This window comes from Actinomadura miaoliensis (assembly GCF_039536785.1).
GTDB lineage: Bacteria > Actinomycetota > Actinomycetes > Streptosporangiales > Streptosporangiaceae > Spirillospora > Spirillospora miaoliensis.
In genome coordinates this window covers 109,168-130,396 of the sequence record NZ_BAAAZG010000018.1, presented here as the reverse complement: position 1 = coordinate 130,396, position 21,229 = coordinate 109,168, and the positions used below count along the sequence as shown (strand labels likewise).

Below are 21,229 nucleotides of genomic sequence, written 5' to 3'. Positions count from 1 at the left end.
ACGTGGGTGACGCGTCCCCGCGCGGTGAGCCTGCCGGCCGGGGCGCTGACGCTGGTCGTCTTCCCCGAGGCGGACCTGGGGTGGCTGGCGTGGGTGGTGCTCGTCCCGGGGATCCTGCTGATGAGCCGCGCCCCGACCGTACGGGAGGCGGCACTGCGCGGCTGGTGGTTCGGCGCGGGTTTCCTGCTGGCGGCCCTCTACTGGACGCTCCCCAACATCGGCCCGGGGCTGCTGCTCGTCGCGTTGGTGTTCGGCGCGATGTGGGCGGGATGGGGGGTCGCCGTACGGCGTCTCGTGCCCGAGCACCCCGTCCTGGCCATGGTCGTGGTGCCGAGCGTGTGGCTGGTCATCGAACTGGTGCGTTCATGGCCGCGCCTGGGCGGCCCGTGGGCGCTGCTGGGGGCGTCCCAGTGGCGGCACCCCACCGTGCTGGCCCTGGCCGCCGTGGGCGGGGTGTGGCTGGTGTCGTTCGCGCTCGTCGCCGTCAACACGGCCCTGGCCCTGGCCCTTGTGCTCCCTCGGGCCCGCCCGGCGCTGCTCGCCACCGCCGTGGCGATCGGGCTGGCGGGCCCGGCGACGTTCGCGCTCAGACCCGCGCCGCCCGCCGAACGCGCCGTCCGCGTGGCGCTGGTGCAGCCCGGCGTGGTCCACCGCCCCGGCCCCCGGCTGGCGGCGGGCGAGCGCATCACCGCCGGGCTGCCCCCCGCCGACCTGATCGTCTGGGGGGAGAGCAGCGTCGGCTTCGACCTCGACCGCCGCCCCGACATCGCCGCCCGGCTCACCGCCCTGGCCGCACGCGGCCGGTTGCTGGTCAACGAGGACGCCCGCGACGCCGCCGGCCGCATCTCCAAGAGCGCGATCCTCCTCGGCCCCCACGGGACCGAAGGGCGGTACGTCAAGACGCGGCTGGTGCCGTTCGGCGAGTACATCCCGTTGCGCCCGGCGTTCGGCTGGCTGACCCGCGTCAGCCGGGCCGCGGGTGAGGACCGCGTCCCCGGCACCGGCGCCGAGGCCCTGCGCGCGGGCGAGGTGACGATCGGGCCGCTGATCTGCTTCGAGTCCGCCTTCCCCGACCTCGGCCGCGCCGTCGTACGGCACGGCGCCCAGATCGTGGTCTACCAGTCGTCCACCTCCACCTTCCAGGCCAGCTGGGCGCCGCAGCAGCACGCCGCCCTCGCCGCCGTCCGCGCCGCCGAGACCGGGCGTCCCGCCGTGCAGGCCGCCCTGACCGGCGTCTCGGCCGCCTACGACGCCCAGGGCAGGCGGCTGGTCTGGCTGGACACCGACCGGCGCGGCGCCGTCGTCGTCACCCTGCGCGTCCCGCCCGCCGCGAGCCGCACCCCCTACGACCGCTACGGCGACTACGTGGGTCATCTGGCCGTGCTGGTGACGGCCGCCGCCGTCGTGCTCGCCGCCGCGCGGCGCCGCCCCGCCCCCTGACCCCGCGCCGGCCGTGCCCCGAGTAGGGTGCCCCACGGGGCCCTCCGCGGGCGCATTGCTTCGGCGAACAGTCGTCGCGCAGTGGTGTCTCCGGTGCCGATGATGCAGAATGATGGTCGCGGAACGCGTCCTGGGACTTACGAGGCCGTAGGGGAAGACGAGCCTCGGTACAGATCCAGGAGGTCCGGTGACCGCACGTGGCGTTTTCTACGTCCACTCCGCGCCGCCTGCGCTCAGCCCGCACATCGAGTGGGCCGTCGCAGGTGTTCTTGGCGTGCCCGTTTCGCTGGAATGGGCCGACCAAGCCGCCGCCCCGGGGACGCTGCGCGCCGAACTCCATTGGGAGGGCAGGCCCGGCACCGCGGCGGGGATCACGTCCGCGCTGCGCAGCTGGAAGCTGCTGCGGTTCGAGGTCACCGAGGACCCCACGCCGGGGTGCGACGGCGTCCGCTACAGCTTCACCCCGTCCCTCGGGGTGTTCACGGGCGTGATCGGCGCCAACGGCGACATCATGATCCCCGAGGACCGGCTGCGCAGCGTCATGGCCAACGCCGCCGTCGGCAAGACCAACCTCGAACACGAGCTGGAGCGCCTGCTCGGCACCCCCTGGGACAACGAGCTGGAGCCCTTCCGCCGCGCGGGCGACGGCGCTCCCGTCCGCTGGCTGCACGCCGCCGTGTGACCGCACGCCCCGGGCATCGTCTGACCGCACGCGCGGCCCGCTCCACCCAAACCTCCAGGAGCAGCCGCGCGTAACGTTTTCCTGCCTGCCGTGCATTGCCACCGTAACCCCGGCGCCACACTCCGAGGCCGAAGCGTCGCGCCCCCGGCGCTGACAGGCGGCCGCCCATGCGGCCGACCGCGCCCCAAAGCGCCGTGCCCAATTGCGGCCGCACACCTACCCGTCGCGACAGGCGGCCGTTAGAGCGGTTCGCCGGGTCTATGGGCCGCCCCTGTCCTGTCCGGTGGCGCACAAAGCCTGGCGGCGGTGGGTGCGGTCTCCCGGGTGGGCTGGTGCGCCGTGTCACTGTCCGGGGCGCACGAGAATCCGTCGCCGGCGGGCGGCTCATGGAACGGGCTTGCTGATGGCCCCCGCTGGGTCCCTGGGCATGGCGATGGCCCGGCAGCGCGGCCGGGCCATCGTGCAGGTTGCGATCAGAGGGGGATGTTGCCGTGGGCGCCGCGGGCCGGGATGGCCTCGGCGATGGCGCGGGCCAGGGCGGCGCGGGTGGTCGTCGGCGTGATGACCTCGTCGACGACGCCGAGCTCGCGGGCGCGGTCGAGACCGCCGGCGATGCGCTCGTGCTCGGCGGCCAGCTCGGCCTCCAGGGCCGGGCGCTCCTCCTCGGGGACGGCGGCCAGCTTGCGGCGGTGCAGGATGCGGACGGCGGCGACGGCGCCCATGACGCCGAACTCGGCGGTGGGCCAGGCGAACACGCGGGTCGCCCCCAGCGAGCGGGAGTTCATCGCGATGTAGGCGCCGCCGTAGGCCTTGCGGGTCACCAGGGTGACGCGCGGCACCGTGGCCTCGGCGAAGGCGTGCAGGAGCTTGGCGCCGCGGCGGACCACGCCCTCGTGCTCCTGGCCGACGCCGGGCAGGTAGCCCGGCACGTCCACCAGCACCACCAGCGGCACGCCGAACGCATCGCACATCCGGACGAACCGGGCGGCCTTCTCGGCGGACGTGGCGTCCAGGCAGCCGCCGAGCCGCAGCGGGTTGTTGGCGATCACGCCGACGGTCCGGCCGCCGAGGCGGCCGAGCGTGGTCACGATGTTGGGCGCCCACCGGGGGTGCAGCTCGACCGCCGCCGCGGCGTCGTCGAGCACGCCCTTGACCAGCGGCTGCACGTTGTAGGCACGGCGGGGGCTGTCGGGCAGCACGGTGGAGAAGTCGCGCTCCTCGACGTCGCCGGTGCGGACGCGGCCCTGGTGGCCGAGCAGCATGGCGATCTTGCGGCCCTGCGCGATGGCCTCGGTGTCGTCCTTGGCGACCACGTGCACCACGCCGGACTTGCGCGAGTGCGGCTCGGGGCCGCCCAGCCCCGCCATGTCGATCTCTTCGCCGGTGACCGAGCGGACGACGTCCGGGCCGGTCACGAAGATCTTGCCGCCCTCGGACAGGACGACGATGTCGGTCAGCGCCGGGCCGTAGGCGGCGCCCCCGGCGGCGGCGCCGAGCACCACCGAGATCTGCGGGACGATGCCGGACGCGCGGGTCATCGCGGCGAACACGGTGCCGACGGCGTGCAGCGACTCCACGCCCTCGGCCAGGCGGGCGCCGCCGGAGTGCCACAGCCCGACGATCGGCAGCCGCTCGCGGACGGCCAGGTCGTAGGCGGCCACGATGGCCTCGCATCCGGCGGTGCCCATGGCGCCGCCCTGGAAGCGCGGGTCGGAGGCGAACGCCACCACGGGCAGGCCCTCGACCCGCCCGTGCCCGGCGAGCACGCCGCTGTCGTCGTCCTCGCCCGGGGCGCCGGCGAGCGGACGGAAGGTGCCCTCGTCGAAGAGCGCGGTGAGCCGGGTCCGCGGGTGCCGCGGATCGGCCTCCTGCTGGTCTGCGGTGGCTGCCGGGTCCACGACCCGGTTGTCGAGCACAGTCACGTCCGTAAAGCTCCTTGTGTCACAGCCGACGGGTCAGGCCCGCGGGGCGGGTCGTCAGACGGCGCGTTGGAAGGCGACCGACACGTTGTGGCCGCCGAAGCCGAACGAGTTGTTGAGCGCGGCGGCCGGGCCGTCCGGCAGCTTGCGCGGCTCGCCGCGCACGATGTCCAGGTCGGCCTCGTCGTCGAGGTCCTCCAGGTTGGCGACGGGCGGGACCAGGCCCTCGCGCAGCGCCAGGATCGTGAAGATCGACTCCAGCGCGCCGGCGCCGCCCAGCAGGTGGCCGGTCATCGACTTGGTGGCGGTGACGCACAGCTTGCGCGCCACGTCCTCGCCGAGCGCGGCCTTGATGGAGGTCAGCTCGGCGATGTCGCCGGCCGGGGTGGAGGTGGCGTGCGCGTTGACGTGGATGATGTCCTCGGGCTCCAGCCCGGCGTCGGCCAGCGCGCGGCGCATCGCCTTGGCCTGCCCGGCGCCGGACGGGTCGGGCAGCACGATGTCGTAGGCGTCGGCGGAGTAGCCGCAGCCGGCGGCGATCGCGTGCACGCGGGCGCCGCGGGCGCGGGCGTGCTCCTCCGACTCCAGGATCATCACGGCCGCGCCCTCGCCGAGCACGAAGCCGTCGCGGTTCTTGTCGTAGGGCCGGGAGGCGCGCTGCGGCTCGTCGTTGCGGGTGGACAGCGCCCGCATCACACCGAACGAGGCCATCTGCAGCGGGTGGATGCACGCCTCGGTGCCGCCGCAGATCACCACGTCGGCCCGGCCGGTGCGGATCATGTCGATGGCGTAGCCGACCGCCTCGGCGCTGGACGCGCAGGCGCTGACCATGGCGTGCGACCCGGCCGTGGCGCCGAACTCGATGCCGATGTGGCCGGAGGAGCCGTTGGGCATCAGCATCGGCACGGTGAACGGCGTGACCCGCTGCCAGCCCTTCTCCAGGAACGTGTCATAGCTGTTGAGGGCGGTGTGCAGGCCGCCGATGCCGCTGGACACCACCACGCCGAGCCGGTCGCCGTCGACCCGGAAGCCGTCCCCGGCCTCGGCGGCGTCCCCGTCCTTGCCGCCCTTGCGCTTGACGGGCGGCGCGAACCCGGCGTCCCGCCACGCCTCACGCGCCGCGATCAGCGCGATGGCCTGGCAGCGGTCGAGGCGCCGCAGCTGCGCCTTGGGAATGGACTCCGAGGGCTCCACAGCCAGCTGCGCGGCGAACCGGACGGGCAGCCGGTCCACGTTGTCCCAGTCCAGCTTGCGCACCCCGGATTCGCCGGCGAGCAGCGCGGACCAGGTCGACGGCACGTCACCGCCGAGCGGGGTGGTCGCGCCGAGCCCGGTCACCACGACTTTGGTCTGGGTAGTGCTCATAAGAGAGTGCTCCTAGCGAACTGGGGGAGGCGGGCGGCTCCACAGGGCGGCGGGCGGCGCCGGAGTCGGGAACGCGGCCGGCGGCGCGGCGGCACCCTCCTCCGGTGCGCGCCGCGCCGCCCGCCGCGGCGGCCTTACTGCTGCAGGTTCTGGACGAAGACGATGACGTCCTTGACCGTCTTGAGGTCCTTGAGCTGGTCGTCGGGGATCTCGACGCCGAACTTGTCCTGGGCGGCCACCGCGATCTCCACCATCGACAGCGAGTCGATGTCCAGGTCGTCGACGAAGTTCTTCTCGGGGGTCACCTCGGACTTGTCGATCCCCACGATCTCGTCGATGATCTCGGCGAGGCCGGCCAGGATCTCCTGCTCGGTGGCGACTGCCATGGTGTGTGCTCTCCTTTTGGTCGGATCGTCGTCGGGTCGGGCCCCGCGTACGGTCAGGGAATCTGGATGACTTGGGCGGCGTAGGACAGCCCGGCGCCGAACCCGACCAGCAGGGCCGGGGCGCCGGACGGCACGTCGCCGCGTTCGATCATGCGCGACAGCGCCATGGGGATGGACGCCGCCGAGGTGTTGCCGGAGTGGACGATGTCGTCGGCCACCACGGCGTTGACCGCCTTGAGCCGCCGCGCGATCGCTTCGACGATACGCAGGTTGGCCTGGTGCGGCACCACGGCCGCCAGCTGGTCGGGAGTCACCCCGGCGCGTTCGCAGGCGGCCAGCGCGACGGGCGCGACCGCGGTGGTGGCCCAGCGGAACACCGCCTGGCCCTCCTGGTGGATGAACGACTGCCGGTCCGCCACGATGATCTTGTCGGCCAGGTCGCCGGCGCTGCCCCACACCACCGGGCCCACGCCCGGCTCGGCGGCGCCGGTGACGACCGCCGCGCCCGCGCCGTCGGCGAAGATGATGCAGGTCGAACGGTCGTTCCAGTCGATCCAGTTGGACATCTTCTCGGCGCCGATCACCAGCACGTTGCGGGCGCTGCCGGTGCGCACGGCCGAGGCGGCGGTGTCCAGCGCGTAGCAGAACCCGGCGCAGGCGGCGTTCAGGTCGAACGCGCCCGGCGCCTTGATGCCGAGCCGGTGCGCGACCGTGGCGGCCTGGTTGGGGATGGGCGTCTCGGTGGAGCAGGTCGCCACGATCACCAGGTCGATGTCCTCGGGGGACACGCCGCCGGCCGCCAGCGCCTTGCCGCCGGCCTGCACGGCCATGTCGGCGATGGTCTCCTCGGGCCCGGCGACGCGGCGTTCGGCGATGCCGACGCGGCTGCGGATCCACTCGTCGTTGGTGTCGACGATCTCGGCCAGCTCGTCGTTGGTGACGACCCGGGCGGGCTGGTAGTCGCCGAACGCCACGACGCGGGCGCCGGGCGTGACCTCGGGCAGGCGCAGGGCGGGCGTCTCGTAGGCGGCGGTCATGACGTGTGCGCCTTGATCAGCTCGCGGGCCTTGTCGAGGTCCTCGGGGGTCTTGAGGGCGAGCAGGTCGATGCCCTTGAGCTCGCGCCGGGCGATGCCGACGAGCGTGCCGGCGGGCGGCAGCTCGATGATCGCGGTGACGCCCAGCTCGCGCATGGTCGCCATGCAGCGGTCCCAGCGGACGGGGGCGCTGACCTGCTCGACGAGGCGGCCGAGGTAGTCGCGGCCGTCGCGCACCACCGCGCCGTCCCGGTTGGACAGCAGCGCGACGGCCGGGTCGGCGACCGGAGCGCCGGGCGCCAGGCGGCGCAGCGTGTCGACGGCCGGCGCCATGTGCTCGGTGTGGAACGCGCCCGCCACCGACAGCGGACGCAGCCGCGCCCCGGCCGGCGGGTCGTCCTTGAGCGCGGCGAGCCGCTCCATCGTCCCGGCGGCCACGACCTGCCCGGCGCCGTTGACGTTGGCGGGGGTCAGACCGTGCCGTTCGATGACGGCGAGGACCTCGTCGGGGTCGCCGCCGAGCACGGCGGTCATGCCGGTCTCGGTGACGGCGGCGGCCTCGGCCATCGCACGGCCGCGTTCGCGCACCAGCACCAGCGCGGCCTCGGGCGACAGCACCCCGGCGATCGCGGCGGCGGCCAGCTCGCCGACGCTGTGCCCGGCCACCGCGTCCGGACGGTCGTCGCCCTGGTAGAGGGTCTGGAACGCGGCCAGGGCCGCGGCGACCAGCAGCGGCTGGGCCACGGCGGTGTCGCGGATCTCCTCGGCGTCTGCGCTGGTCCCGTAGCGGACCAGGTCGAGCCCGGTGACGGCGGACCACCATGCCAGGCGGTCGGCGACACCGGGCACCTCAAGCCACGGACTCAGAAATCCTGGGGTCTGGGCGCCCTGACCGGGCGAGGCGAGGAGAATCACACGCCCCAGCTTCCCCCCTGGGCTTCCGTGGTGCCGATGCCGATCGCGACGAACTTTCGTCGGGGCCCTTTGTACGACCCCTACAAGGCGGGAGAAACAGACGTCATGCCTTGGGAAAGGGCGGCCATCGTGTCGGCTAGGGCCGTGGCACGCGTTCGCTGAAGCGGCCGAGGACGAGCGCGATCCGCAGCGTGAAGGCGTTGCGACCGTCCGTCGGCGCCAGTCCGGTCAGTTCGGCGACGCGGCGCAGCCGGTAGCGGACGGTGTTGGGGTGGACGAACAGCAGCCGTGCCGTGGCCTCCAGCGACGAGCCCTGTTCCAGGTAGGTGGTGAGGGTGTCCAGCAGGGGCGCGCCCGCCGCGCACATCGGGTTGTAGACCTGCTCGACGAGGTACCGGCGGGCCTCCTCGTCGCCGTCGAGGGCGCGTTCGGGCAGCAGCTCGGCGGCCAGGACGGGACGCGGCGCGTCCGGCCAGCCGGCGGCGGCGCGCAACCCGGCGAGCGCGGCGCGCGCCGAGACGGTGGAGTCGTACAGGTCGCCGACCTGCGGGCCGACCACGACGGGACCGGGGCCGCACTTGGCCGCGATGGGACGGGACGCCTCCAGCGGGTCGGCGGCGCCGCCCACGATGACGATGACGCGGCGGCCCTGCACACCGGCCAGCACGTCGACCCGGGCGCGGCGGGACGCCAGCTGCATCTGGTCGATGGTGACCTCGGGCTCCTCGTCCTCGGGGGTGTACCCGGCGATGACGGTGACGGGTTTGGACGTCCAGCCGAGGGCGGCCGCCCAGGAGTGCATGCCGTCGTCGACCTCGCCGCGCAGCACCGCGTTCACCACCAGCGCCTCCAGGCGGGCGTCCCAGGCGGCGCGCGTCTCGGCGGCGCGCGCGTACACCTGGGCGGCGCCGAACGCCACGTCCCGCGTGTAGCGCAGGATCGCCTCGCGCAGCTGCGCCTCGCCGCCGGGCGCGGCCAGCTCGTCGAGCCGCGTCTCCACCACGTCGATGATGACGCGGATCATGTCGATGGTGTGCTGCAGCTTCACGGACCGCATCAGGTCGCGCGGCGCGGTGCCGAACACCTCCCCGGCGATGGCGGGGCGGGTGCGCTCGGCGCTTTTGAACCACTCCACGAACGCGGCGATGCCCGCCTGGGCGACCAGCCCGATCCAGGAACGCTGCTCGGGTGGCATGCGCCGGAACCACGGGAGCTGTTGCTCCATCTTGGCCAGTGCGGCGGTCCCGAAGGAGCCCATGGCCTTTTCCAAACGCAGCGTGGTCTGCTCTCTCAGGGCGGCCTCGTTCGTGGTGTCCACCTTCCCAAGGGTGCCACCACCTGGGTGGTGTCCATGCTCACCGGTCACCCTGAGGTCACCCTGACCGGCCGGTAACGGACGCGGAGGTCAGCCGCGGGTGACGTCCGCGGGACGGCCCAGCGCGATGTAGGTGAGGTTGCGCAGGGACGGCGAGCCCGGGGCGAGGTAGTCGCTGTGGCCGCTGCCGCCCGCGTCGAACACGCGGGCGCCGAAGCCGGGCGACACGGGGTCGGGCCCCAGGCCGAGGCCGAAGATGCGCACGTGCGGTACGTCCTGCATCCAGTCGGCGGAACCGCGTCCCGCCCACACGCGCGCGGCGCCGCCCAGACGTCCCGCCGACCATGCCGTGGTGCCGGGGCTGCCGTACAGGGCGATGTCGGTGACGCTGCGCCAGGCGTCCCCGGCCGTGCCGGATCCGGCCAGGGCGGCGCGTCCGCACACCACCGAGCCGTAGCTGTGGCACAGCAGTCCCACTTGGGCGTGAGGGTTGACGCGGTGCAGTTCGCGGAGGAAACGGCGCAACGAGGCCGCGCCCTGGCCGGCCCGCTCGTCGGTCAGTACGTCACTGCTGAACGTGCGCGGCGCCGCGTACCCCAGCCATGCCACGACCGCGATGTCGGGGTCGGGGGTCACCTTGTACGCCTGTTCCCACACCGCGCGTGCACCGCCCGCGGGGGTCGACCACGGCTTGCCGGCTCGGTCGTCGAAGTACGACAGCGTCGTGTCGGCTCCGGGGACCAGGAGCACCACCCGTTGGGCCCGTGTCAGGTCGCCGATGACCTCGATGGCCCGTCCGTCGCCGCGCGCGTCGAAGTACAGGAACCGCCTGCCCGGCTCCAGGAACGCGCCCAGCGCCTTGGCGCGCTCGTCGTCGCCCACCTGGTGGGCGGTCTGGAGGGCCTGTTCGATGGTGCGGCGTTCGGTGGCGTAGCGGGCGTCCAGGGTGGACGGGGCGAGCACGGGGACGGGGCCGGGGGCGGCGTAGGGGTCGGCGTGGCCGGTCCCGGCGGTGGTGAGCAGCAGGGCGGAGATCGTCACGGCGCAGGCGAGGGCCCGGCGCAGGCGCCGCCGGACGCGTCCGGGCGCGGCCGGACGGTCTTCCGGCGGGGCGTCCGAGGATGCTTCGCAGGGCCGTTCGGAAGGCAGGGCCGGTCGCGTCACTGCAGCTCGTGGCGGCATGGTCCGTCTTTCTACCGGATATGGCGGAGTGCTCCGCGCATCCAGGGGTCGTCGTGCGTGTCCGTCTGCCCCGCGCGTTCGCCGCAGTGCTCCGCCGCCCGGGCCACTCTTGTGTGATGTACGGGACGGCGCCGGGGTTGGCTCATCGCGGGCGGGGCCGTTCGAACCGGTGCGCCGCGGCCCACAGCACCGCCAGGGCGAGCGCGAAGACCGGCAGCCACAGCAGCCGGGCGGGGATCCACGCCGCCTGGTCGGGGGCGGTGTGGAGTCCGGGCAGCGGGCCGGCGGCCGGCGCGGTCGTCACGGTGACGGCCATCATGGCCGTCTGGTGCCACAGGAAGATCGTCATGGCGGACAGGTTGGCCAGCGCGACCACGGCCCAGACGCGGGGACGCCGCGTCCAGCGCGTGAGCGGGCCGCGTGCCAGCAGCGCCAGGCCGCATTGCGCCAAACCGAACGCCACCGCCGCCAGGGTGGGCGGGTTCAGGTTGGACACCTCGGCGCCCGGTACGCCCACCATGCTCGCCGGATATCCGGCCCACAGCACCAACGCGCCCGTGGCCATGGCGCCTCCGCCCAGCAGCGCCCAGCCGGTACGGGGCGACGCCAGGGCGCCGTGTGCCCACGCCACGCCCAGGTAGAACGGCACAAGCCATCCAGTCAGGACGGTGCCCCAGCCGATCCAGGAGGGCGCGTCCAGGCCGAACCGGCCGAGGTCGATGAGCGCGGTCGCGGCGAGGGGGAGCAGAACGCCCCACATGCCGAGCCGGTTCCACAGCGCCACCACCATGGGGGTGAGGACGGTCAGCGTCCCGTACACGCCCAGGAACCACAGCGGGCTCAGCACCAGCTTCAGCAATGCGTGCAGCGTGCCGGACGACAGGCCCGCCCACGCCAACACGCACACGGCCGCCGCCCACGCCAGCAACAGCACGGGCACGGGACGCGCCAGCCGTGCCAGACGCCGGCGTGCCCACGGCAGGTACGGCTCCCCGGCGCGATGCCCTTTCGCCGCCGTGTAGCCCCCCACGAGGAAGAACACCGCGAGGGTCTGCAACACCCAGGAGACCGGCGCCAGGTGCGGCATCGCCGACAGAGGGCTGCTCACCCGCAGCTGCCCGTCCCCGGTGGACACGAACGCGGTGACGCACCAGTGCCCCAGCACCACGCCCAGGATGGCCAGCGCGCGCAGGGCGTCGACGGCGCGGTCCCGGTTGGGCGGTGTCGACGCCTCGATGCGAGCCGTAAGGCCCGGCCGCCGCGTGTCAAGCATGGGTCACCTCGGAGGCGCGGCCGAGCGCGATGAACGTCAGGTTGCGCAGTGACACCGACCCCGGGCGCAGGTACTCGCTGTGGCTGCCCGTCCCGGCGGCGAAGCGCAGCGCCCCGAACGAAGGACTCACGGGGTCCGGGCCGAAGCCGAGCCCGGCCACGTGCCTCTTCGGCACGTACCTGGTCCAGTCGCCGTCGGCTCGCCCCGCCCACACGCGTGCCCCGGTGCGCATGTCGGTGACCGACGAGGCGGTGACACCGGGGCTGCCGTACAACGCGATGTCGTCCACCCGGACCGCCCCGGCCGCCTGGCCGCACACCACCGAGCCGTAGCTGTGGCACAGCAGCGCGACCTGGGCGCGCCCGTTGGTGTCGTGCAGCTCGGTCACGAAACGCTGGAGCTTGCGGGCTCCGTCGACGGCCCGTCCCGGGGTGAGCACCGTCGCGCTCATGGTGGAGGGCGAGGCGTACCCGAGCCAGGCCACCACCGCGACGCGTACACCAGGGGCCACCTGTCGCGCCTGGCGGTAGACGGCGCGCGCGCCGCCGCCCGCCCACTTGGGGTTGTCGAAGTTGGTGAGCCGTCCGTCCGCGCCGGGCACCACGACCGCGACCCGTTCGGCCCGCGCCAGATCGCCGATGACCTCGACGGCCCGGCCGTGGCCGCGCGCGTCGAACGCCAGGAAGCGGCGGCCGGGCGTCAGGAACGCCTCGAACGCCTCGGCGCGGGAGTCGTCGCCCACGTCGCGGGCGGTGTCGTACGCCCGCTGGATGTCGCCGCGCACGGCGGTGTAGCGGGCGTCGAGCGTGGCGGGCGACAGCGGCGGCCGGGCCTGCGGCGCCGCGTACGGTTCGGGCGTCCCGGCGGTCGTGGCGGCGACCGCCGCCAGGGCCGCGCCGACGGCCAGGAACCTTCGGGGGGCTGGGCTGCGCACGGCGGCGTCCTTCCTGGGCAGGGGGTTCGTCCTGACCAGGAAGCTAGGAATCGCGGGCCGTCGCGCGGATCACACCGCGGAGCCGTCTTGCCGCCTCACACCCCGGTATGACGCGGGTCAGCCGGACGGTGCCGGCCGGAGGGGGTCAGTCGCCGGGGCGGACCAGGCCGACCTCGTAGGCGTAGACGATGGCCTGCGGCCGGTCGCGCAGGCCGAGCTTGGTGAGGATGCGGCCGAAGTGCGTCTTCACGGTCTGCTCGGCCACCACCAGCTCGGCGGCGATCTCGGAGTTGGACAGGCCGCGGGCGACCAGCGCCAGCACCTCGGTCTCGCGTTCGGTCAGCTCGCCCAGCCGTTCCCGGGACGGCGCGCGCGGCGCGCCCAGCCGGGCGAACTCGGCGATCAGCCGCCGGGTCACCGACGGGGACAGCAGCGCGTCGCCCGCCGCGATGATCCGTACCGCCTCGGCCAGCTCGTCGGCCGAGGCGTCCTTGAGCAGGAACCCGCTGGCGCCCGCGCGCAGCGCCTCGTACACGTAGTCGTCGAGGTCGAAGGTGGTCAGCATGAGCACCTTCGGGACGGCGTCACCGGCGCCGTGCTCGCCCTTGAGCAGGCGCCGGGTCGCCTCCAGGCCGTCCATGACGGGCATCCGCACGTCCATCAGCACCACGTCGGGCCGCAGCTCGGCGATCACCGACAGCGCCTGCGCGCCGTCGACGGCCTCGCCGACCACCTCGATGTCGGGCTGGGCGTTCAGCAGCACACCGAACCCGGTGCGCACCATGCCCTGGTCGTCGACGATCACCACGCGGATCGTCATGCCGTGGATCCCAGCGGCAGTGTGGCGGTCACGGCGAAACCTCCTTCGGGGGTGGGCTTGGCGGTCACCCCGCCGCCCAGCATGGCGGCCCGCTCGCGCATGCCCACCAGGCCGTGCCCGTCGCCGGGCGGCGACAGCGACGACGGCCGGTGGCCCTTGCCGGGCGGGCCGTTGATCACGCTGAGCAGGAGTATGCCCTCCCGCTGGATCAGCTCGACGTCGACGACGGCGCCGGGGGCGTGCCGCATGACGTTGCTGAGCGCCTCCTGCAGGATCCTGTACGCGCTGAGCGCGACGCCCTGCGGCACGGCGGCCAGGTCGCCGGTGACGCTGGTGTTGACGGTCAGCCCGGTGCCGCGGGCCGCCCACACCAGCGCGTCCAGCCGGTCCAGGCCGGGCTGCGGCGCGGTCTCCGCGCCGTCCTCCGAGCGCAGCACGCCCAGGATGCGGCGCATCTCGGTGAGCGCGTCCAGCGCGGTCTCGCGGATCTCCTTCAGATCCTGGCGGATCTTGTCGGGCACCTCCGGCACGGTGTACGGCGCGGCCTCCGCCTGGATCGCGATCATCGACATGTGGTGGGCCACCACGTCGTGCAGTTCGCGGGCGATGCGCTGGCGCTCCTTGAGCACCGCCTCGGCCTCGCGGTGCCGCTTCTGCTGCTCGGCCAGCTCACGGGCGGCGGCCTGCTCCCGTTCGGCCAGCTCGTCGCGGGTCTTCTGGCGCAGCCGGACGAACGCGCCGACCAGCAGCGGCACCACCACGAACACGGCCGCGCCCGCACCGGTCTGCCGGTCGACCACCAGCACCCCGGCCACCGACCACACCCCCGCGCCGACCGTCAGGTTGAGCGGGGAGCGCACCGCCACCGTGTAGAGGACGAACACGCCGGCGATCGACCCGCCCGGCGGGAACGGGACGTCGAGCCAGCTCTGCATCCCGGTGTAGAACATCGCCGCGCACAGCAGCCGCCAGGCGGCCACCGGATGCCGTTCGCGCAGCGCCATCGGCAGCGCCAGCAGGAACGCGGCCATGCCCAGCTCCGCGTACGACACCGACGAACCGCGTTTCTCGGTCTCGGTGAGCAGCAGCGAGTAGGTGCCGAACCCGATGATCACCGCGATGATCAGGTCGATGGCCTGCATGACGGGCGGGAACGGGACCCCGCGCAGGCGGGTGTCGCGCAGCCGGGGCGGCCACGGCCGGTCGGCCGGGCGCGGCTCGGCGGACCCGACGAGGCCGGAGACCAGCGGCCGCAGCACCAGCCCCAGCGTCTGCGCCAGGCCCTGCTTGGGGGCGTCGTCGCTGCTCATGCCGCAAGGCTAGAGGCGTCCGCGCCCCGGCGAATGACACCGTGGTGCCACGTACGTGTCATACCTTGGGTGCATACGGGCGAGGCCGCTCGCGTCATCAGGCCACGGCGTGACGGTCGCCGTGCTGATGGCACCGGGTGCCGCACCGAGCCGCACCCTTGGGTACGGTCTGACTGTGGAACCTGTGGAGGCGCTGCGTCGGATCGCGTTTCTGCTGGAACGCGCGCACGAACCCACCTATCGGGTGCGGGCCTTCCGCAAGGCGGCCGATCTGGTCGAGCGCGCCTCGCGTGAGGAGCTGGCGGAGCGGGTGCGTGAGGGCACGCTGACCGCGCTGCCCGGCATCGGCAAGGTCACCGCGCTGGTGATCGAGGAGGCGCTGCGCGGGGAGACGCCCGTCTACCTGCGGCGGCTTGAGGCGACCGAGGGGACGCCGCTGGACGAGGCGACGGCGGCGCTGCGGGGGGCGCTGCGGGGCGACCTGCACACCCACAGCGACTGGTCCGACGGCGGCTCGCCGATCCGGGAGATGGCCGAGACCGCCCGCGGCCTCGGCCACGACTACATCGCGCTGACCGACCACTCGCCGCGCCTGACCGTGGCCAACGGGCTGTCGGCCGAGCGGCTGCGCCGGCAGCTGGACGTGGTGGCCGAGCTGAACGCCGAGCTGGCGCCGTTCCGCATCCTGACCGGCATCGAGGTCGACATCCTGGACGACGGCTCGCTGGACCAGGACCCCGAGCTGCTCGACCGGCTCGACGTGGTGGTGGCCAGCGTCCACTCCAAGCTGCGCATGGACCGCGTCGCCATGACCGAGCGGATGGTCGCGGCCGTGCGGAACCCGCGGGTCAACGTCCTCGGGCACTGCACGGGACGGATCGTCAAGGGCGGCGGGCGGCGCGGCGGGGTGCGGCCGGAGTCGGAGTTCGACGCGGCCCTGGTGTTCGACGCCTGCGCCGCCTACGACGTCGCCGTGGAGATCAACTCGAGGCCGGAGCGGCTGGACCCGCCCAAGCGGCTGCTGCGGCTGGCGGTGGAGGCGGGCTGCCGGTTCGCCATCGACTCCGACGCGCACGCCCCCGGCCAGCTCGACTGGCAGCCCAACGGGTGCGAGCGCGCCGCCCGCTGCGGCGTCGCGCCCGAGCAGGTCGTCAACACGATGAGCGCCGACGACCTGCTCGCCTGGGCCGCCAAGCACCGGGGCTAGGCGCCCACGGCGCGGACCATGCGCATGAGGGTCTCGATCTGCTTTCCGCCCTTCATGTCGTAGGCGGTGTCGCCGCCGTACCCCCACCAGTTCCAGCAGCCCTGGGGGTTGCCGCCCGTCCAGGAGCTGGCCGTGGCCTGCGGGTAGAGGACGACCAGGTTGTTGGTGTCGGCGTACTCGTTCAGGTAGGACCTGGTCACGAACGTGGTGCCGATCGTGTCGTACCCCTGCTGGCAGCCGTGCAGGGCCACCATCAGGCGGCAGGACGTCCCGGCGGCGCAGTTCTGCGGGACGTAGGCGAACCCCGTGGCGCCCATGCTGATGGCCGCCGCGCTGCCGTTGGGGGCGTACGGGTTCTGGTCATAGCGCAGGAGCGTCCCGGTGGGGGTGGACGCGGGGGCGGCCACGGTGCCGAGCAGGTGGCGCAGCATCGAGCCCTGTGGGTCGTCCGTGCACTTGTTGACGTAGGGGGTGTAGGTGGCCGAGCAGGGGTTCGGCCCGAGAGGGCTGACCCAGGCGTGCCCCGCCGGCGAGGTCTTGCTGTACGCCACGTTCGCCCCGAAGCCCTGGTGGAACGTGGCGAGACCGTCGGTCACCGACTGCTTCACGGTGATGTCGTTGACGCCGTGGTAGAGCCACACCTTGTGCCCGGCCAGGTTGGCGACCGGGTCGATGCGTCCCTGGGCGGACCGGTCGGAGGCGATGCGCCGCAGTTCGGCGGGGTTGTCGTCGTACAGGTCGTTCATGCACGCGAGCTGCGCCGTGGTGAGGTTGCCGCGCGCGCAGTGGTAGGCCCCGGCGCTGAAGATCCCGGCGCCCTTGAACGTGCCGGAGTAGGCGACGTGCAGCTGGTCGGCCATGTAGCCGCCGGACGACACGCCACTGACGTAGGCGGCGCTGATGTTGAGCCGGGGCAGGGAGTCCGCCGCCGCCGCGGGGGTGTGCGTGGACGTGGCCAGCAGTACGCCCGCGGCGGCGGTCAGGACGGTCGTGAGCTTGAGGGCGGGACGTTTTCCGGTGGGGCGCTCGACGGTGCGGGATTTGACGGTGCGGAATTGGACGGCGGGGAGTTTCATGCGTGACCTCCCATGGGGTGGGTTAGCCGCTGAGGGAGCAGCTGTTGGCGAGGTCCCCCGATGTGGGCCGGGGCAGGGTGGTGCTCGGCGGAGGCGCCTGTCCGCCCGCGGCCCAGGTCTCCATTGCGGTGAACGCGCTGCGCATGCAGGGCAGCAGCGGCCGCAGCCGGTCAGGGTAGGCGTCGTAGAGGCCGTCGACGTGGTTGCCGCCTTCGAGCCGGTAGTAGCGGTACGGCGCGGCCTTCGACGTGCGCACCATCTGCGCGTACACGTCGGAGACCTTGGTGATGGGCAGCAACGTGTCGTACGTGCCGTGCAGGGTGATGAGCGGTTTGCCGATGCGTCCGGTCAGGGAGATGCGCCGCACCGCCTTGTGCACGGAAGCCGGACGTGAGGCGTAGTCGTAGTCGCTTTCCGGGCCGTTGTAGAAGGGGTCGACCTCCTGGCGGTAAATGCGCTGGGTCAGCCCCCAGTACACCTGGTCGTGGTACGGCCAGAGGAATTCGGAGCCTGGCGCGAAACCCGCGTCGAGGATCGCGCGGTGCGCGTTCGGGTCGCCGGTCGCCGCGTACGACGGGTAGGCCCGCAGCACGGGCGGCAGGAACGTCAGCAGATTGGGACCGTCGGCACGCCACAGGGTCCCTTCGGAGTCGATGCCCCCGTCGTACAGTTCCGGGCGGTTCTCCAGCTGCCAGCGCACCAGGTAGCCGCCGTTGGAGATTCCGGCGGCGAACGTGCGGCGCGGGGGCCTGCCATAGCGTTGCGTCACCACCGCCCTGGCGGAACGGGTGAGCTGGGTGACCCGATGGTTCCATTCGGCGATGGCGTCCCCGGGGCGGCGGCCGTCCGTGTAGAACTCGCTGCCGCTGTTGCCCTTGTCCGTGGCGGCGAACGCGTACCCCTTGGCGAGCACCCAGTCGGAAATGGCGAAGTCGTTGGCGTATTGGCGGCGGGTCCCCGGCGACCCCGCCACGACCAGGCCGCCGTTCCATTTCTCCGGGAGCCGGATGACGAACTGCGCGTCGTGGTTCCAGCCGTGGTTGGTGTTGAACGTGGAGGAGTCCGGGAAGTAGCCGTCGAGCTGGATGCCCGGCACGCCGGTCGGGTTGCGTGCGCCGGCCGGGTGCAGTCCCGCCCAGTCGGCGGGGACGGTGTGGCCGGAGGCGACCGTGCCCGCCGTCGTCAGGTCGTCCAGGCAGGCCGCGACCTGACGTTGCGCCCCGGGGACGGTGAGCCGCGCACCGCAGCGCTCCCCGGCGTGTGCGGCGGCGGGCAGGACCGCCAGGGCGGTCAGGGCTGCGGCGCCCGTGCTGAGCAGTCGAAGGCGGGCGGTCGGCATGCCGGCTCCTTCTCCCGGGGACGTGGACGTCCGCCATGCTCCCCGCGCGACGTGACGCGGGCCACGTAGGCGGCCCCCACTCTTGACGGCGCGAATGTGGCCGCGTCCGCCACCCCGCGTTCCGATCCCGGCAGCGGCCGCGTGATGTGGGTCACGGCGGTGTCCGGGCGAGTGAATGTGTGGCCGCGCCACATGGCCGGGTCACCGCGTGCCACCTAGCGTTCACGGTCACGGCGTCCCGGTGTGGCCCGGGTCACGCCATGACTGCGAGGAGGCTGCATGGACGGTCCTGTCCTGCGCGCCCGGGGACTGGTCAAGGAGTTCCGCGGGTTCCGGGCCGTGGACGGCGTGGACCTGGACGTCGCCGAGGGCAGCGTGCACGCGCTGGTCGGGCCCAACGGCGCGGGCAAGACCACGCTGTTCAACCTGCTCACCGGGTTCCTCCGGCCGTCGGCGGGCAGCGTGCGGCTCGGCGGGCGCGAACTGGCCGGGCTGAGCCCCGAGCGCATCGCCCGCCTCGGCGTGGCCCGCTCGTTCCAGATCACCAGCCTGTTCGCCGAGCTCACCCCGCGCCAGCACGTGGAACTGGCGCTGGCCGGCTCCACCGGCCTGGGCTGGCGGTTCTGGAGGTCCGACCGGGCGCTGGGCCGGTTCTCCGGCCGCGCCGCCGAGCTGCTGGATCGGGTGGGGCTCGCCGACCACGCCGACGTGCCCGCCGCGTCGCTGGCCTACGGCCGCAAGCGCGCGCTGGAACTCGCCCTCGCCCTGGCGCTCGACCCGAAGGTGCTGCTGCTGGACGAGCCGACCGCCGGGATGGGCGTGGAGGACGTCGACCGCACCGTCGAGCTGGTCAAACGCGTCCGCGACGGCCGCACCGTCGTGCTGGTCGAGCACAACATGAACGTCGTCGCCAGCCTCGCCGACCGGGTGACCGTCCTGCAGCACGGCCGCGTCCTGGCCGAGGGCCCGTACGCCGACATCCGCCGCGACCCCCGCGTCGTGACCGCCTACCTGGGGGACTCCCATGCTGCGCGTTGACCGACTGTCGGCCTGGTACGGCGAGGCGCAGGCGCTGCGCGAGGTGTCCCTGGAGGTCGCCGAGGGCGAGATCGTCACGCTCGTCGGCCGCAACGGCGCCGGCAAGACCACCCTGCTGCGCTGCCTGATGGGCCTGCATGGCAAGACGGCGGGGACGATCGAGTTCCTCGGCCAGGACGTCACCGCGCTCGGCCCGCACCGCCGCGCCCGCCGCGGCCTCGGCTACGTCCCCGACGACCGCGGCATCTACGCCACGCTGTCGGTCGAGGAGAACCTGCTGCTGCCGCCCGTGACCAGCAAGGACGCCTGGCCGCTGGAGCGGGTGTACGAGACGTTCCCGCGGCTGCGCGAGCGGCGGCGCTTCCCCGGCACGAAGCTGTCGGGCGGCGAGCAGCAGATGCTCGCGCTGGCGCGGGTGCTGCGCACGGGGGCGCGGCTGCTGCTGTGCGACGAGCCCACCGAGGGCCTGTCACCGCTGATCGTCCAGCAGATCGGCGACATCCTGCGCGAGGTCAAGGCCGCGGGCGTGACCGTGCTGCTCATCGAGCAGAACGTGCACTTCGCCGCCACCGTCGCCGACCGCCACCACCTGATCGCCGAGGGCCGGATCGTGGAGTCGATGGACAACGCCGAGGTCCGCGCCCGCGAGCACGAGCTACTCGACTACCTCGGAATCTAGGAGAACCCCCATGACATTTCTCGTGCGCGCGACGGCGTCCGGGCGCCCGGCCCCGCGCCGCCGCGGTGTGGTCCCGTCGCTGGCGCTGGCGGCCGCCGGGGCGCTGCTGGCGGGCTGCGGCGGCGGCCCGGCCGGCGCCGGAGGGAAGATCAGCGACGGCAAGGTCGTGCTGGCGGTGCTCAACGACCAGTCGGCGATCTACGCCGACCTGTCCGGCCGGGGCAGCATCGAGGCGGTGCGCATGGCCGTCGCCGACTACAAGGCCAAGTACGGCGCCGACGCCGCCGCCGACAAGGTCGAGGTGATCGCCGCCGACCACCAGAACAAGCCCGACGTCGCCAACTCCAAGGCGCAGGAGCTGTACGACCGGCGGCAGGCCGACGTGATCCTGGACGTGCCGACCTCCTCGGCCGCCCTCGCCGTCGCCACCGTCGCCAAGAACAAGAAGAAGGTGTTCATCGACGTGGGCGCCGCCACCACGGCGCTGACCGGCGCGAGCTGCAACAAGTACACCTTCCACTACGGCTACAACAGCTACATGCTGGCGCACGGCACCGGCACGGCGCTCACCAAGGACGGCGCCAAGAACTGGTACGTGGTCTACCCCGACTACGCCTTCGGCCAGGACATGCAGAAGACGTTCACCAACGCCGTGCAGAAGGCCGGCGGCAACGTCGTCAAGGCCGACCCCGCGCCGTTCCCCAACGACAACTTCTCCACGTTCCTGCTGAAGGCTCCCGGGCTCAATCCCAAGCCGCAGGTGCTCGGCACCATGCAGGCCGGGGGCGACCTGGTGAACCTCGTCAAGCAGTACAACGAGTACAAGCTGCGCGACAAGGGCGTGAGCCTGGCGGCGGGGCTGATGTTCCTCACCGACATCCACTCCCTGGGGCCGGACGCCATGGCGGGGACGCGCTTCACCGACGCCTGGTACTGGAACTTCGACGCCACCAGCCGCGCCTGGGCCGACAAGTTCCAGGCCAAGACCGGCAAGCGGCCCACGTCCGTGCAGGCGGCCAACTACTCGGCGGCGCTGCAGTACCTGGAGGCCGTGCAACGCGGCGGCACCGACAACAGCGACGACGTCGTCAAGCAGTTGGAGGGCGCCAAGGTCAACGACATGTTCTCCCGCAACGGCACGATCCGCGCCCAGGACCACCTGCTGACGCACGACGCGTACCTGGCGCAGGTCAAGCCGTCCAAGGAGGTCAAGGAGCCCTGGGACTACGAGAAGATCCTGACGACCATCCCCGCGGCCGAGGCGTTCCAGCAGCCCGACCCCGCCTGCAAGCTGTGACGACCGGGAGACCCTT

Annotated in this window: 19 protein-coding genes; 6 read left to right on the top strand and 13 right to left on the bottom strand. The window is 73.2% G+C overall.

Going from position 1 to position 21,229, the window contains the following annotated elements; translation table 11 throughout:
• The first annotated feature begins 6 nt into the window (after positions 1 to 6).
• The gene (gene lnt, locus ABD811_RS15290) at positions 7 to 1,440 is read left to right on the top strand and encodes an apolipoprotein N-acyltransferase (RefSeq protein WP_344947148.1); all 1,434 of its coding nucleotides are present in this window, start codon (positions 7 to 9) and stop codon (positions 1,438 to 1,440) included.
• A gap of 187 nt (positions 1,441 to 1,627) precedes the next feature.
• Positions 1,628 to 2,122 carry a DUF3145 domain-containing protein gene (locus tag ABD811_RS15285; protein WP_344947146.1) on the top strand — a complete coding sequence of 165 codons (495 nt, stop codon included), beginning with the start codon at positions 1,628 to 1,630 and terminating at the stop codon, positions 2,120 to 2,122.
• A 473-nt stretch (positions 2,123 to 2,595) separates the two neighbouring features.
• On the opposite strand, the gene ABD811_RS15280 is transcribed toward ABD811_RS15285, so the two are convergent.
• The 11 genes from ABD811_RS15280 to ABD811_RS15230 form a co-directional block, all read right to left on the bottom strand.
• On the bottom strand, positions 2,596 to 4,044 hold the full coding sequence (locus ABD811_RS15280; protein WP_344947144.1) for an acyl-CoA carboxylase subunit beta: 1,449 nt from the start codon (positions 4,042 to 4,044) through the stop codon (positions 2,596 to 2,598).
• A 54-nt stretch (positions 4,045 to 4,098) separates the two neighbouring features.
• Positions 4,099 to 5,406 carry a beta-ketoacyl-[acyl-carrier-protein] synthase family protein gene (locus ABD811_RS15275; RefSeq protein WP_344947142.1) on the bottom strand — a complete coding sequence of 436 codons (1,308 nt, stop codon included), beginning with the start codon at positions 5,404 to 5,406 and terminating at the stop codon, positions 4,099 to 4,101.
• Between the two features lie 134 nt (positions 5,407 to 5,540).
• Entirely contained in the window at positions 5,541 to 5,792 is a 252-nt protein-coding gene (locus tag ABD811_RS15270; RefSeq protein ID WP_344947140.1) for an acyl carrier protein, read from the bottom strand.
• 53 nt (positions 5,793 to 5,845) lie between these two features.
• Complete coding sequence (locus ABD811_RS15265) at positions 5,846 to 6,829, bottom strand: beta-ketoacyl-ACP synthase III (protein ID WP_344947137.1); 984 nt, start codon at positions 6,827 to 6,829, stop codon at positions 5,846 to 5,848.
• Positions 6,826 to 7,743: an ACP S-malonyltransferase gene (locus ABD811_RS15260; RefSeq protein ID WP_344947135.1), complete on the bottom strand. Its 918-nt coding sequence runs from the start codon at positions 7,741 to 7,743 to the stop codon at positions 6,826 to 6,828. The genes ABD811_RS15265 and ABD811_RS15260 overlap by 4 nt, the downstream gene beginning before the upstream one ends.
• A 136-nt stretch (positions 7,744 to 7,879) precedes the next feature.
• Positions 7,880 to 9,001: a PucR family transcriptional regulator gene (locus ABD811_RS15255; RefSeq protein WP_425549412.1), complete on the bottom strand. Its 1,122-nt coding sequence runs from the start codon at positions 8,999 to 9,001 to the stop codon at positions 7,880 to 7,882.
• Between the two features lie 147 nt (positions 9,002 to 9,148).
• The gene (locus tag ABD811_RS15250; RefSeq protein WP_344947129.1) at positions 9,149 to 10,099 is read right to left on the bottom strand and encodes an alpha/beta hydrolase; all 951 of its coding nucleotides are present in this window, start codon (positions 10,097 to 10,099) and stop codon (positions 9,149 to 9,151) included.
• Positions 10,100 to 10,382: 283 nt separating this feature from the next.
• Positions 10,383 to 11,513 carry an acyltransferase family protein gene (locus ABD811_RS15245; RefSeq protein WP_344947127.1) on the bottom strand — a complete coding sequence of 377 codons (1,131 nt, stop codon included), beginning with the start codon at positions 11,511 to 11,513 and terminating at the stop codon, positions 10,383 to 10,385.
• The gene (locus ABD811_RS15240; RefSeq protein ID WP_344947124.1) at positions 11,506 to 12,447 is read right to left on the bottom strand and encodes an alpha/beta hydrolase; all 942 of its coding nucleotides are present in this window, start codon (positions 12,445 to 12,447) and stop codon (positions 11,506 to 11,508) included. Before ABD811_RS15240 ends, ABD811_RS15245 begins: the two co-directional genes overlap by 8 nt.
• 145 nt (positions 12,448 to 12,592) lie before the next feature.
• Complete coding sequence (locus ABD811_RS15235; protein ID WP_344947121.1) at positions 12,593 to 13,267, bottom strand: response regulator; 675 nt, start codon at positions 13,265 to 13,267, stop codon at positions 12,593 to 12,595.
• On the bottom strand, positions 13,264 to 14,577 hold the full coding sequence (locus ABD811_RS15230) for a sensor histidine kinase (RefSeq protein WP_344947119.1): 1,314 nt from the start codon (positions 14,575 to 14,577) through the stop codon (positions 13,264 to 13,266). Before ABD811_RS15230 ends, ABD811_RS15235 begins: the two co-directional genes overlap by 4 nt.
• Before the next feature lie 175 nt (positions 14,578 to 14,752).
• Here ABD811_RS15230 and ABD811_RS15225 point away from each other — a divergent pair, with 175 nt between their 5' ends.
• Positions 14,753 to 15,784, top strand: coding sequence for a PHP domain-containing protein (locus ABD811_RS15225; RefSeq protein WP_344947117.1), 1,032 nt, complete (start codon positions 14,753 to 14,755; stop codon positions 15,782 to 15,784).
• Here the strand turns inward: ABD811_RS15225 and ABD811_RS15220 are convergent.
• Positions 15,781 to 16,860 (bottom strand): extracellular catalytic domain type 2 short-chain-length polyhydroxyalkanoate depolymerase, encoded by a 1,080-nt coding sequence (locus ABD811_RS15220; protein ID WP_344947115.1) that lies wholly within the window; start codon positions 16,858 to 16,860, stop codon positions 15,781 to 15,783. The genes ABD811_RS15225 and ABD811_RS15220 overlap by 4 nt on opposite strands.
• 22 nt (positions 16,861 to 16,882) lie before the next feature.
• Positions 16,883 to 18,199 (bottom strand): tannase/feruloyl esterase family alpha/beta hydrolase, encoded by a 1,317-nt coding sequence (locus tag ABD811_RS15215; RefSeq protein WP_344947113.1) that lies wholly within the window; start codon positions 18,197 to 18,199, stop codon positions 16,883 to 16,885.
• A gap of 279 nt (positions 18,200 to 18,478) precedes the next feature.
• On the opposite strand from ABD811_RS15215, the gene ABD811_RS15210 reads away from it, so the two are divergent.
• The 3 genes from ABD811_RS15210 to ABD811_RS15200 are packed head-to-tail and all read left to right on the top strand — an operon-like array spanning position 18,479 to position 21,213.
• Positions 18,479 to 19,237, top strand: coding sequence for an ABC transporter ATP-binding protein (locus ABD811_RS15210; RefSeq protein WP_344947111.1), 759 nt, complete (start codon positions 18,479 to 18,481; stop codon positions 19,235 to 19,237).
• Positions 19,224 to 19,916, top strand: coding sequence for an ABC transporter ATP-binding protein (locus ABD811_RS15205; protein WP_344947109.1), 693 nt, complete (start codon positions 19,224 to 19,226; stop codon positions 19,914 to 19,916). Before ABD811_RS15210 ends, ABD811_RS15205 begins: the two co-directional genes overlap by 14 nt.
• Before the next feature lie 10 nt (positions 19,917 to 19,926).
• Positions 19,927 to 21,213, top strand: a complete 1,287-nt coding sequence (locus ABD811_RS15200; protein WP_344947106.1) for an ABC transporter substrate-binding protein — start codon at positions 19,927 to 19,929, stop codon at positions 21,211 to 21,213.
• Positions 21,214 to 21,229: the final 16 nt, after the last annotated feature.